Here is a 12,381-nt window from a genome sequence, read left to right as displayed (position 1 = left end):
GATAGTTAATTCATTCAGGAGCAGTTTTGATGGCGAAGGATTCAGAAATACTCACTCAGTTGCACAGTATCCTGGCAGATGACCAGCTGTTGACCCGTGAAGATGATAAAGCCTATTACACCAAGGGTTTTCGCGTTGGCAAAGGTCAGGCGCTGGCAGTGGCGATCCCGCAGTCGCTGATGCAGCTGTGGCAAGTGCTGCAGGCGTGTGTCCGCTGCGATAAAATCATCCTGATGCAGGCATCAAATACCGGAGTGACCGGCGGCTCGACGCCGGACGGCAATGACTACGATCGAGAGGTTATTATTGTCAGTACCCGCCGTATTAAAGGGGTGCAGGTGATTGATAATGCCCGGCAGATTATTGCCTTTCCCGGCAGTACTCTGACCGAGCTGGAAAATGCGCTCAAACCGCATCATAAAGAGCCACATTCAGTGATTGGTTCTTCGTGCATTGGCGCGTCGGTAATCGGCGGCGTATGTAATAACTCCGGCGGTTCATTGATTCGCCGTGGCCCGGCGTTCACCGAAAAATCGCTGTTTGCGCAAATTAATCCCGATGGCAGTTTATCGTTGGTAAACCACCTCGGCATCGATCTCGGCGCGGGCGCTGAAGAGATGATTCGTCGGCTGGAGCAACAGCAGTATACCACCGGCACCGCCGCTGACTGGGAGGGCAAAATCTGGGCCGATGATTACGCCGCAATTCTGCGCGATACCGCGGCGGATACCCCGACGCGCTACAACGGTAACCCGCAGTATCTGCACGACAGCGCTGGCAGCGCCGGTAAAGTGGCGGTTTTTGCCGTGCGATTGTCCACCTTCGAGGCCAGCGATAACACCGACAGTTTCTATATTGGTACGAATAATGAGAGCGAACTGGTCGAACTTCGCCGCTATTTGCTGGAAAACCTCAGTGAACTGCCGTTGCAGGCGGAGTATATCCACCGCAACGCCTTTGATCTTACCGTGCGCTATGCCAAGCATATGTACTGGGCGATAAACCGGCTCGGCCCGGAAGCGTTACCGTCGCTGATGGCCAATAAAGCGAAGTGGGATGTGCGGGTGAAAAAGCTGCGCATTTTGCCTGCTAATTTTGTCGACAAAGTGCTGCAACTGGCGAATAACCTTACGCCGAAAATGGTGGCGAAACGGATCCTCGATTATCGTGACCGCTTCGAACATCATCTGATGATTAAAGCGGATGCACGTCACGCAGCTGAACTGCAAAACCTGCTCAGTCAGTTCTTCGCTACAAAGTCGGGACAGTTTTTCCGGTGTGACCCCCGCGAGGAAAAAGATGCGTTTCTGGTGCGTTTTGGCGTCGGTGGCTGCACCATCTCATACTGCGACTATCATGGCATCAGTGCCGATCAACGGCTGATCGCCTTTGATGTGGCGCTGCGCCGCAATGACAGCCAGTGGCGCATCACTTTGCCGCCAGAACTACAGGCGCAGGTGCTGGAAGACTCCTGCTGCGGCCATTTTTTCTGCTTTGTGAATCATCAGGACTACATTCTGAAACCAGGCGTCGATGCACAACAGTTTAAGCATCAGGTGCTGGAGTATCTTGATCAGCGCGGCGCTCGCTACCCTGCCGAGCACAATGTCGGCCACCTGTATCATGCATCGGGAGAGTATGAGCAGCATATGCGCCATCTCGATCCAACCAACAGCTGCAACCCCGGCATTGGTAAAACCAGTAAGAAGAAATTCTGGCAATAATCATATCACCCCCTCCCCTGCGGCGCACGGCGCTCAGAGGAGGGGCAGGCATCAGCGATAAGCCCCGCGATTAAGCTTAATTTTTAGCGCTATTTTCGTTGCCTGAGCGTTAATTAAATAAACAGCACGCCTTTTTCCATCAGGCGATCGGGAATGTAATTATTTAAGCTGGCTTCTTTGCAGTATTCCTCAAACTGGCGCAGGGTGTGAACTTCCGCTTTTTGATAAATGCTATAGACGCGATTTTCGATGGTTTTTGGGCTGATATTGTAAATAATTGCCATCTCTTTTGTCGATAACCGTTGCAGCATAAGAAAGATGATATCCAGCTCTGCACGCGTAAAAATGCTGTCAGGGACTTCGGTGGTCAGCACGCTCGGTTTTTGCTGATTGATATAAATCAGCGGTGATAATGTGTTGAGAGGTTTCGCATTCCACAATACGCCAATAACTTGTTTTTCATCATTAAATATTGGTAATTTCTCACAGATAAATGGCATCAGCGAATCTCTGCCATACCAGTAATGTGTCTCAATTACCGTCACCCTGCTCTGCATCAGCTCAGTTTTCTTATCGTGCTCAATCATCGCTTCCGCGCAGTCAGTCCAGTCGGCTGGAAACTCTTCATCAAGCCTGCCCTCTATTTCAAAGCTGACAGGCGTGTGGGTATAACGAAAAGCGGCCTGATTCATATAGAGATGACGCGATGCTAAATCCTTTATTCCCCATGGCTCATCAAGATGTTCAGTCATGGCAATCAGCGTATTAAAATAGATCGTGTTCTTTTGAGAAGAGTCCATTCCCACCTCGCAGTATCGAAGACTGATTACAAATTTTTCGCTAAATAATGACGCGTATGTTTATGAGCATATTCAGCTAATTTTCCGTAAGCCTGATATCCCAACTTTTCATAAAACCCTTTGGCCTGAAAACTGAAAGTATCGACATACGCCATGTGGCAATCGCGTTTAATGGCTTCAGCTTCGGCCTGTTTCATCAGCTGATGACCCAGCCCACTTTGCCGGTATGCTTTATCAACCCACAAATATTGCACCTCAAGCCCACCCCACCAGGTGCGCGCCACCAAACCCGCTATAATGTGTTGAGTGTCGTCAGTGAAGGTCAGGAACAGCGGACGAATATCAACTTTATCAATGGTATCGTTATGCGCCCAAAGGCTGGAGATAACAAACACTTCGTCTTTAGGATCAGGCATGTCGGTAATGTTAATTTTCATTTCCGTACCATACTGGTTAAGTTAGCTTTTAGGGAACAAACTATTTTATAAGCATTTAATTCACTTGGTTTTTTTTTAGCAGATTTTCAAGAGGGAATACCACCCCTTCCAGAATTGGTCAGCAGTGATTATGCTTAAAGATATACAGGGATTGGGCAAAAGCTACAACCCTTTTCATAAGAAAAGCTTATCAGTCTAATTATTACAATATTACGCCACACCAGAGGCTCACCAGGGAATCCTCTTTTTTAATAGCGTTTATAAGGTCAGACAGGGGTGATTGAACCCGGCTTGTCAGTAGGAAAACGCGTAACAAAGGGAACATTATCAGGCAGGAAGTCAGATCGGGAGCAGACTACCCGACAATGCCAGGTAGTCTGTTTTATTGCGGGATTATCCGCCGAACTCAGACATCTCTTTGATTTCTGAACGATTAATCTGCTGCTCTTTACCCTGGGCATCTTTATAGGTAATCATACCGGTATCGCTGTCCACCTGTGGTTTACCGTCAGCAACAATCGTGCGGCCATCATTGGTGTGCATGATATGATCATTGGCACAGCCGCTAAGGAACAGGCCGATAGCAATGGCTGAAGCGGCTAAAATTGTCTTTTTCATCTATAACTCCATGTCGTGGGTCCGTCTTTAGGTTCCTGTTAAGGGTAGCCTGTCACACAACTTTGGTTTAGGTATTGATGCGCAACACTTTGTTTTACAGATAATTCCGAGAACAGTGATTGTCTCGCACCAGTATCAAATATTGGGTTTGACGCTAAGCGTCTCGCGCTATTATGCGGATATACGTTACGGACATAACTGCCGATAACCTGGCCCTCACTGGCATAAGTAGCAGAACGATGTTAAAGATGAATCAAGCAATAAAAATGGTCATTATCACCATCCTATTGTCCGGCTGCGCATTAAAACACTATCCGAAATCGACACCGCTCACGACACAGGAATCGGCTGCGCTGGACTGCCCTGCCACCGAGGCTGAAATCGCCAAAATGCACAGCACCCAACAGGAAATAGCGCATACCGGGGCGTTCAGTACGCTAACGGTGGTCGGTTTTATGCTGGATTTTGGTATCGGCAACGGGATCGCTAAAAATCACGCCAGTCATTCAGCTAACGAGAGACTGAGTCAGCTTGAGGCACTGAAAACGATCAAATGCCCGTTGACGGGTTAAACACGCAGCTTTGCCGTACTCTGGCCTCAAACGGTTTAGATAAGGCGCCATTTATCCGCTACGCTTTACCTTGTGAGGTTCTGATTTAATAAGGAATGTAATCATGAGGCTGTTTCGGTTAACTGTTTTGGCTGGCGCAATCGCACTGGCAGGCTGCTCGACGGACTATCAGGGCAAGCAGTGTGTCGGTAAGGTGGAAAGTTTATCCGGTCAGCCATTGGGCCAGACGCAGGCGTTAGTGATAGACCGGTTTAACTCTTTTACCGTCACCACCTCACAGACCAAAATTGATAGTGGTACGCTTAAAACCAGCGATCGCACACTTTATCTGCCCGCCGCAGTGACGCGCGAAGGCTATCTGGCACAACGGCTGTCAGACAATCGCTTCTGCCTGATCGATTCACCCAAAAATCAGATGGTCACTTACACCTGTAAGTGACCGGATGAGTGCCGCTGCCGTCGGCTCGCTGATGAGTGGCGGCAACCCGGATTACTTCTTGAGACCTCCCCTGCTGCATCTTTTACCGCACGAAATGATCAAACCACAGTTGTACAAAATTCACTTCCCTGTATAAGTTTAGTGCGCATTAACTTATTTAACGCACGCTAATTTTTCTGATTACTTCCCGCCTTGTCAGCACAAGGATTGCCCGGCGATATTTTTTATTTGTCATTATGCAGTTCGAATAACTCGTTCCGGTTTTATCCTGCAGCTTATCGGCCAAAAACAATATTCAAGAGGCTCTACACATGCACAAAAAAGACGTCAGCCCTGCAAATATCGCCGGAAATTTTATCCAGTCAGACGATCTGCATCACAGTAAATCAAAGGTTACCGCCGGAAATAGGGATGAGTATGCCGTGAGCCAGCACTCAGCCAATAATAAAGTGGTTATCCTGAAATTACGGGAAAAACTGGAAACCGAACAGGATAGAGTGATGCTTGATATCTATCGTCAGGCTTTGGAGATCGTGGTACAGCGCACGCCAGACGATATTCTGGCCTGATGTTGCCGGACGCCAGGCTGGATATCATCCGCCTGGCTTGTACAGTTATCAGTTTTGAATCAACCAGGTTTGGTGTTGGTAGAGGGAGGTGGCTCCGCCGGACTCAAACTAATGGTAAAGGGGCGATTGGCGGTGCGACGAATGGCGTTGTAAACCTCGCCTTTAATGCTGTTCGCGTCATTATCGAATGCGCGAAAAACCGGCGAAATAAGAGGATTATTATCTATTTTCGACATAACAAGCTCCATTTGTTATTAATAACGTCCCTGCCGATCAATAACCTGGCGATCATGCAGTAGACGCCTGGCCAGGACAATGCCTGATACCGCTCAGCACTCTTTTCCCCATCCGTCAGAGTAAAAATTCAACCTTAATCGCTGAATACGGTGCCGACGGAGGTTGATTCAGAAGCGCATTGCCTGCAATGCTGTCACTCTCCTGTCAGTGTCAGAATATTCTCATTGGTGAGTTTTGCAAGATATGCCGCAGTACGGCATGAATAAACATTATTACAGTAATGATGTTTAATAAATTCCGGAATAATTTTCATCAATTTTGACCGGATTAGCAGAGTGAAGAGTTATCAACGATATTATCAGTCGCTGCATGTTGCCGATATCAATTTCCGCTCAATGCACGCTCCGGCAGCGGAAACTATCGCCGGAGCATGAGACCTGACTGGCAACGGTAATCCTTTGCCATCAAAGCCACTGAGTCAATTAATTATCCAGCTGATACTCAAGCGTTATCTCAGCCTTAAGCAGCTTAGAGACCGGGCAACCGGCTTTCGCCTGGTTGATAATTTTATCGAAGGTTGCGTCATCGATTCCGGGTAATTTAACCTGGCTTTTTAACGCCACTTTGCTGATAGCAAAGCCACCGTCGACCTTATCGAGCGACACATCAGCTGTCGTGTCGATACTTTCCGGCACGAAACCTTCTTCACCCAGCATCAGAGATAACGCCATTGAAAAACAGGCAGAGTGTGCCGCGGCGATCAGTTCCTCGGGATTGGTGCCAGCCTTGCCCTCAAAGCGGGTGTTAAAGCCATACGGCTGCTGTTCAAGCGCTCCGCTCTCGGTGGAAATGTAACCCTTACCTTGCTTGATATTACCTTCCCAGTGAGCCTGTCCTTTTTTATGAATGGTCATGTTGTCCTCCGGTTTTTCTGCATGAACAACCAGTATAGAAAACTTTCAGTGATGCGCTGGTGAATATTTAACCAGTTGAACTTGCAAAACGGCCATAGCTGGCCGTTAATAAAACAGTCAACCTGTGGAGAAAAGTGATGTTTAAACCCGAAGATATCGTTCAGTCTAAAACCGGTGGTCCGAAAATGGTGGTGCTGCAAGTTGAGGGAGATAGCCTGTGGTGCGCGCGTATCGATGATGCAACGAAGAAAGAAATCAAGGTCGCGGCCGACTCAGTCAATCATTATCAAGAAGATGGCGACTTTGGCGTCTGCTGATTAACAGATGGGCCATCTGAAAAATCAATTTTTCAGAATGGCCCTGGTAGCGCTGGCGCATTAGCAGGCAGCCAGTTTTTTCTGAACGCGTTCAGGTTTTTTATTATTTAACGCCCCCGCCAGGGGAAAAGTGTTGTTGCCTCGCAACATTATCGGTATATATAAGCATTAGTAGATTTAATCAATATGCTTTTATCTACTCTGCTGTCAATTTAATTAAATGCACGGAAATAATTAGCCTTATTAGGATGTTTTTCCTGACAATCTGAACTCACTCAAGGAAGAGTACGATGGTAAAAATTGAAGATTATCCGTTAAGTCGTGTGCCTCAGAATAAAAGAGTTTCATTTTTAAGCGTGGCGATAATTCATCTTGGTATGCTGACCGCACTGGACCAATTTATGCTGGGCGCAGTACTGGGCCACAGAATGACCCTTGGCGAAGCGTTTATTGCCATATCAGCAGGTAGCTTGATCTTCGCTGTCGCCACTTTGGGTCTGGGGCTGGCCGGAATGCGCGAGGGCGTATCCGGTAGCCTGCTGGCTCGCTGGTGCGGCTTTGGTCGCATCGGTTCAGTGTTGGTTGGGCTGGTCATCGCCATCTGTTTACTCGGCTGGTTTGGTATCCAGAATGCGATATTTGCCCGCTCACTTGATTTTGCGCTACAAGGCAAGCTTGGGTTTATTCTGTCTGCCAGCCTGACCGGTATTTTTCTGACAATCCTGGTGGCATTTGGCTTTCGGGCATTACGCTTTACCGCGCGCATCGCGGTGCCGATGTTTATTATGCTGGTGGCCTTTATTTCATTTACTACCTTAAGCGGAATCAATACCACTGAAATCATCGCCCAGCCGCCAGTTGGAGAGCCGCTTTCTCTCAGTGAAGGTATTACGATGGTGGTCGGCGGCGCGATAATCGCCAGCCTGATCACGCCGGATCTGACGCGCTATTCACGCAATAAAAAACAGGTGTTTAATATTACGCTGCTGACCATTCTTGTCAGCCAGTATATCGTCAATGGGCTGGCAATACTGATTGCCAAAACGCTGGGGACGGCTGATGTCGTCACCATGATGGCACAAACCGCCGGCGGCATTGGCCTGTTAGTGGTGGTATTTTCTACCCTGCGCGTTAATGATATTAATCTTTACTCATCGTCATTGGGTATCACCAATGCCGTCGAAGGGGTTTTCGGTAAGAAACTGAAATACTCAACCACCACCCTGGTTATCGGGTCTGTCGGAACGTTGCTGTCGGTTTTGGGAATACTGGAGCACTTTGCTGATTTTCTCAGTTTGCTGGGGGTTATTATTCCACCGATTATCAGCGTAATGATGGTTGACTACTATATTTTGCGTAACCACCGTAGCGTGCTGGATCGCAGCCGGGAAAACGGTATCTTACCGGATTCAACTCCGGTTATTGGCTGGCTGGCGGTGATTTCATGTGCAGCAGGAAGCGCTGCAGGAATAATGATTACGGCTGGAGTACCGACACTCAACTCGCTGGTAATTGCAGGGGCACTCTATTATTTATTAAGTAAACTGAAAACATTAATGCATTGAGAACCGCTGCTGTCCGCCAATGGCGGACAGCACCTTGAGCAGATTATGACGTCACTACTGGTTCCGCACTGCCTCCTCTATCGGCCAGAGCTTTAGCCTGTTCGCGATTCAAAAAAAGTCGCGAGAATTCATTGAGTTTCGACATATCCGGTTCGACTTTTAATATTTCAAGCCCTGCGCTGAGTCCGGCGTTGTACAATTTAGCATCGCCCTCTTTGGTTATATCCGTCAATCCTTTAACAAATTCCATTCCGCGCTTAATATTGACCACTGATTTATCATGGCCCGTCGAATTATTTGTACAAATCGCCTCCATTTTGTTTGCCGCAAAGGGTATAGCATGACATTTATCCGCTATATTCTGCCATCCGGCAAAATTAACCACCGCGGTGACGGCCGCACCAATCGCCATAAAACGATGATTTCGGCTGGGCATATGCTCGATATTACTGGTAATAAGCAGCGTTGGCGTCTTTCTGATCTCACGGTTAAGCAAGGACTCTTTTTGCATAACCTGTAAATCCACCGGTACATTTTTCACGTTGTTTGGCCAGGGAAAACCTTTGTTGCCTGTTTCCTGACGATTGCTCATACTGTATACATTAAGTAACACATTTGGATTTGAGTAATTATTGACTGAACTAATTGGCATAGTCATACCTGCTCTGCTGTTTAAATACTGATAAACTAGCATCACGCCAGGCGTTTAACTTTTAAAAAAAGCTCAAATTTCGGATTTTACGCAACGGCAGAAATCGGCTGGCACGACACCGTAGATTTCCAGCCTTTCATTTAAGACAGAGTGATAGTGCAGCTTAAAATCCATCATTTATTATCGGCAGTCGGAGACTCCTTTTAATATGCAGAACAGATTAACATTGCGGCTCTCTTGGCCTGTCAGCGAGTTTCTGCTTCCCGATCTGCGCGCGCTGCTGCCTGCTGAAAGTATCCAGTTTTTTTCCAATGAACTCGATGAACAATGGCACTACACCTTGCTGTGTATACCCGGCGATAAGAATTGCTCACTAATAGTTTCAGCAATCCTTGTCTGGCGACAACTGGGAAGAATTCATGCACTGCATTACAGTAGTGCTGCCGTGACAACGGAGGCTACGCATGCCAGCCAGGAGCAGCTGTTCGGATTACTGAATACGCCAGGCGCGGTAGTAAATATTTCGTAGGATTAGCATCATCGCCAGACGCCCGCTCTGCTGCGTCTGGCGACGAAAATTTAGTCGGCTTTAAACGGATCTTTTTTATCGTCTTCGCTGTCATCGCGCTTTCTGGGAATTTCGCCCTCTTCGTTCGGCGCTCCGCCTGCCGGTAAATCGTCTTTATCTTTGTGCTGTTGGCTCATGTCTGACTCCATTAACTTTGTAGGGTGTCAATAAAGTATAGAAAAGAATAACCAGATTGTTATTAATGTCTCTGGCAGGCTTTGTCGATCTGTTCTTATTCTGCTGTCAGGAGTAAAGCGAAGAATGACAGTGCCTTGCAATAAATGGCTTGCCTTAAGAATTTAACGCGGTGAGTTTATGAATCGTTTTGCTGCAGATTTGCAGAAGAAATAGTTGGCAGGGATAAAATTCACGGCAGCGTTAACTGCCGTGAAATATTTCGGATGATGCGTGATTACATATGTTTAATCATTGCATCGCCAAACTCTGAGGATTTCAGTAGTTTAGCGCCGTCCATCAGACGTTCGAAATCGTAAGTTACGGTTTTCGCCGCGATGGCGCCTTCCATACCTTTAACGATCAGGTCGGCCGCTTCGAACCATTCCATATGACGCAGCATCATTTCTGCCGACAGGATAACTGAACCTGGGTTCACTTTGTCCTGGCCCGCATACTTAGGTGCAGTACCGTGCGTCGCTTCGAACAGCGCACATTCGTCACCGATATTGGCTCCCGGTGCGATACCGATACCACCAACCTGAGCGGCCAGCGCATCAGAAATGTAGTCACCGTTCAGGTTCATACAGGCAATAACGTCATACTCAGCCGGACGCAGCAGAATCTGCTGCAGGAATGCATCGGCGATCACGTCTTTGATGACGATCTCTTTACCGTTGTTAGGGTTCTTGATTTTCACCCACGGGCCGCCGTCGATCAGCTCACCACCAAACTCGTCACGAGCCAGCTGGTAACCCCAATCTTTAAATGCACCTTCGGTGAATTTCATGATGTTGCCTTTGTGCACCAGGGTAACCGAGTCACGATCGTTAGTGATCGCATACTCAATCGCCGCACGCACCAGACGTTTAGTTCCCTCTTCTGAGCACGGCTTAATACCGATACCACACTGCTCAGGGAAGCGAATTTTCTTCACGCCCATTTCGTCTTTCAGGAACTTGATCACTTTGTCTGCTTCAGCAGAGCCCGCTTTCCATTCGATACCCGCATAGATATCTTCAGAGTTTTCGCGGAAGATCACCATATCGGTATCTTCTGGACGCTTAACCGGGCTTGGTGTGCCCTGATAGTAGCGTACCGGACGCAGACAGATATAAAGATCGAGCTGTTGACGCAGGGCAACGTTCAGAGAACGAATACCGCCACCGACCGGGGTGGTCAGCGGGCCTTTAATGGCAACGCGGTACTCTTTAATCAGGTCGAGAGTTTCTTCTGGCAACCAGACATCCGGACCATACAGCTCGGTAGATTTCTCACCGGTATAGATTTCCATCCAGGAGATTTTTCGCTCGCCGTTGTAGGCTTTCTGCACAGCGGCATCAACCACTTTGATCATCACTGGTGAAACATCAACCCCAATACCATCACCTTCGATAAAAGGAATGATAGGGTTGTTTGGAACCACCAGTTTTCCCTGATCCAGGGTGATTTTTTGACCTTCCGCCGGAACAACTACTTTGCTTTCCATTAACCTCTCCTTCGAGCGCTTTTTTGTTAATGATTTGTAAGATGCGCGTCAATACTACTTGAATATTAACTCCGCGCCAATCACCACAGCTTTGCGTTATAATGCGCTTATTGCCACAAACTGCAAAGACCATGCTGAAAACTCCCGTTAAGAATCACCGCGTTAAACGATTCAGCCGCCCTGCTGCGGCGAAAAACGCCGCTAAAGGCCCGCGCCGCGTCATTGTGTTCAACAAACCCTATGACGTGTTGCCTCAGTTTACTGACGAAGCAGGCCGCGCCACGCTGAAAGATTACGTGCCGGTCACTGATGTCTACGCAGCCGGGCGTCTCGACCGCGACAGCGAAGGACTGATGGTGCTGACCAACGATGGCGCGCTGCAAGCAAAGCTGACGCAGCCGGGCAAACGCACCGGAAAAATTTATTATGTTCAGGTCGAGGGCGCACCGCAGGAGAGCGATCTACAGCCGCTGCGCGCAGGGGTTACTTTGAAAGATGGCCCGACATTGCCCGCTGACATCGAATTGGTCGATCAGCCCGACTGGTTATGGCCGCGTCACCCCCCGATTCGCGAACGAAAAGCCATTCCCACCAGCTGGTTAAAAGTGACGCTGCATGAAGGGCGCAACCGTCAGGTGCGGCGAATGACGGCTCATATTGGCTTCCCGACCTTGCGGCTGATTCGCTTCGCCATCGGCTCGATTCAGCTGGATAATTTAGCCTGCGGTGAATGGCGCGATATCAGCGCGAAACTTTAGTGTTGACGTCGATAATCTCATAACCTGCGGTTAACAATTGCGGAGAATCCTATGTTTAAACCTAATGTTACCGTCGCCTGCCTGGTACACGCCGAGGGTCAATTATTGGTGGTGGAAGAGACGATTAACGGTGTCGCTACCTGGAACCAACCTGCCGGCCATCTTGAGGCGAATGAAACTCTGATTGAGGCCGCTGAACGCGAACTGTTCGAAGAGACCGGTATTCAGGCGTCGCCCGCGGCGCTGCTGCGGGTACATCAATGGATTGCACCCGATAACACGCCGTTTTTACGTTTTCTTTTTACCCTCGATTTGCCCTCCCGGCTGGCAACCGCGCCGCAGGATGATGATATTGATCGCTGCTGGTGGCTGACGCCACAGCAAATTCTGCTGGCCGATAATCTTCGTTCACCACTGGTGGCGGAGAGCGTACGAATCTGGCAAACGGGCGAGCGTTATCCGTTGACGTTATTGCAGGCGTTTCAATGGCCGTTTTGCGAGGGTGCGCCAGTCGGCGACGCGTGATAGAATATGCCGCCTGTTTTATT

17 protein-coding genes are annotated in these 12,381 nt (G+C 48.5%); 9 read left to right on the top strand and 8 right to left on the bottom strand.

Features of this window, described 5'->3' with window-relative positions; all coding sequences use genetic code 11:
• Positions 1 to 29: 29 nt before the first annotated feature.
• Complete coding sequence (dld, locus tag RIN69_RS09715) at positions 30 to 1,724, top strand: D-lactate dehydrogenase (RefSeq protein ID WP_313857103.1); 1,695 nt, start codon at positions 30 to 32, stop codon at positions 1,722 to 1,724.
• 113 nt (positions 1,725 to 1,837) lie between these two features.
• Here the strand turns inward: dld and RIN69_RS09710 are convergent, their stop codons facing one another.
• From RIN69_RS09710 to RIN69_RS09700, 3 genes are all read right to left on the bottom strand, one after another.
• Positions 1,838 to 2,524 carry a helix-turn-helix transcriptional regulator gene (locus RIN69_RS09710; RefSeq protein WP_313857102.1) on the bottom strand — a complete coding sequence of 229 codons (687 nt, stop codon included), beginning with the start codon at positions 2,522 to 2,524 and terminating at the stop codon, positions 1,838 to 1,840.
• A gap of 26 nt (positions 2,525 to 2,550) precedes the next feature.
• On the bottom strand, positions 2,551 to 2,961 hold the full coding sequence (locus tag RIN69_RS09705; protein WP_313857101.1) for a GNAT family N-acetyltransferase: 411 nt from the start codon (positions 2,959 to 2,961) through the stop codon (positions 2,551 to 2,553).
• Positions 2,962 to 3,354: 393 nt separating this feature from the next.
• Positions 3,355 to 3,579, bottom strand: a complete 225-nt coding sequence (locus RIN69_RS09700) for a YgdI/YgdR family lipoprotein (RefSeq protein ID WP_313857100.1) — start codon at positions 3,577 to 3,579, stop codon at positions 3,355 to 3,357.
• 248 nt (positions 3,580 to 3,827) lie between these two features.
• Between RIN69_RS09700 and RIN69_RS09695 the strand changes: the two genes are divergently transcribed.
• The 3 genes from RIN69_RS09695 to RIN69_RS09685 all read left to right on the top strand — a co-directional run bounded on the left by RIN69_RS09695 (position 3,828) and on the right by RIN69_RS09685 (position 5,159).
• Positions 3,828 to 4,151 carry a hypothetical protein gene (locus tag RIN69_RS09695; protein ID WP_313857099.1) on the top strand — a complete coding sequence of 108 codons (324 nt, stop codon included), beginning with the start codon at positions 3,828 to 3,830 and terminating at the stop codon, positions 4,149 to 4,151.
• Between the two features lie 103 nt (positions 4,152 to 4,254).
• Positions 4,255 to 4,590 (top strand): hypothetical protein, encoded by a 336-nt coding sequence (locus RIN69_RS09690; protein WP_313857097.1) that lies wholly within the window; start codon positions 4,255 to 4,257, stop codon positions 4,588 to 4,590.
• A gap of 311 nt (positions 4,591 to 4,901) precedes the next feature.
• Positions 4,902 to 5,159, top strand: a complete 258-nt coding sequence (locus RIN69_RS09685; protein WP_313857095.1) for a biofilm development regulator YmgB/AriR family protein — start codon at positions 4,902 to 4,904, stop codon at positions 5,157 to 5,159.
• Between the two features lie 59 nt (positions 5,160 to 5,218).
• Here the strand turns inward: RIN69_RS09685 and RIN69_RS09680 are convergent, their stop codons facing one another.
• The gene (locus RIN69_RS09680; protein WP_313857094.1) at positions 5,219 to 5,395 is read right to left on the bottom strand and encodes a hypothetical protein; all 177 of its coding nucleotides are present in this window, start codon (positions 5,393 to 5,395) and stop codon (positions 5,219 to 5,221) included.
• Between the two features lie 483 nt (positions 5,396 to 5,878).
• Positions 5,879 to 6,310 (bottom strand): OsmC family protein, encoded by a 432-nt coding sequence (locus RIN69_RS09675; RefSeq protein ID WP_313857092.1) that lies wholly within the window; start codon positions 6,308 to 6,310, stop codon positions 5,879 to 5,881.
• A gap of 137 nt (positions 6,311 to 6,447) precedes the next feature.
• Between RIN69_RS09675 and RIN69_RS09670 the strand changes: the two genes are divergently transcribed.
• Together RIN69_RS09670 and RIN69_RS09665 are read left to right on the top strand one after the other, a co-directional pair.
• A complete protein-coding gene (locus RIN69_RS09670) occupies positions 6,448 to 6,627 on the top strand; it encodes a DUF2158 domain-containing protein (RefSeq protein WP_313857091.1) in 180 nt (59 codons plus the stop codon).
• A 290-nt stretch (positions 6,628 to 6,917) separates the two neighbouring features.
• The gene (locus tag RIN69_RS09665; protein ID WP_313857090.1) at positions 6,918 to 8,192 is read left to right on the top strand and encodes a cytosine permease; all 1,275 of its coding nucleotides are present in this window, start codon (positions 6,918 to 6,920) and stop codon (positions 8,190 to 8,192) included.
• A 43-nt stretch (positions 8,193 to 8,235) separates the two neighbouring features.
• Here RIN69_RS09665 and RIN69_RS09660 read toward each other — a convergent pair whose 3' ends face one another.
• Entirely contained in the window at positions 8,236 to 8,844 is a 609-nt protein-coding gene (locus RIN69_RS09660) for a hypothetical protein (RefSeq protein ID WP_313857089.1), read from the bottom strand.
• Between the two features lie 208 nt (positions 8,845 to 9,052).
• On the opposite strand from RIN69_RS09660, the gene RIN69_RS09655 reads away from it, so the two are divergent.
• Complete coding sequence (locus tag RIN69_RS09655; RefSeq protein WP_313857088.1) at positions 9,053 to 9,373, top strand: hypothetical protein; 321 nt, start codon at positions 9,053 to 9,055, stop codon at positions 9,371 to 9,373.
• Between the two features lie 50 nt (positions 9,374 to 9,423).
• Here RIN69_RS09655 and RIN69_RS09650 read toward each other — a convergent pair whose 3' ends face one another.
• The gene (locus tag RIN69_RS09650) at positions 9,424 to 9,549 is read right to left on the bottom strand and encodes a hypothetical protein (protein WP_313857086.1); all 126 of its coding nucleotides are present in this window, start codon (positions 9,547 to 9,549) and stop codon (positions 9,424 to 9,426) included.
• Between the two features lie 275 nt (positions 9,550 to 9,824).
• The gene (gene icd, locus RIN69_RS09645) at positions 9,825 to 11,075 is read right to left on the bottom strand and encodes an NADP-dependent isocitrate dehydrogenase (protein ID WP_313857085.1); all 1,251 of its coding nucleotides are present in this window, start codon (positions 11,073 to 11,075) and stop codon (positions 9,825 to 9,827) included.
• Between the two features lie 131 nt (positions 11,076 to 11,206).
• Between icd and rluE the strand changes: the two genes are divergently transcribed.
• Positions 11,207 to 11,833, top strand: coding sequence for a 23S rRNA pseudouridine(2457) synthase RluE (gene rluE, locus RIN69_RS09640; protein WP_313857084.1), 627 nt, complete (start codon positions 11,207 to 11,209; stop codon positions 11,831 to 11,833).
• Positions 11,834 to 11,884: 51 nt separating this feature from the next.
• Positions 11,885 to 12,358: an NUDIX hydrolase gene (locus RIN69_RS09635; RefSeq protein WP_313857082.1), complete on the top strand. Its 474-nt coding sequence runs from the start codon at positions 11,885 to 11,887 to the stop codon at positions 12,356 to 12,358.
• Positions 12,359 to 12,381: the final 23 nt, after the last annotated feature.

It is taken from the genome of Winslowiella toletana, from assembly GCF_032164335.1.
Lineage (GTDB): Bacteria > Pseudomonadota > Gammaproteobacteria > Enterobacterales > Enterobacteriaceae > Erwinia > Erwinia toletana_A.
The sequence above is the reverse complement of the archived record's forward strand: the minus strand, read 5'-3'. Positions and strand labels throughout refer to the sequence as shown.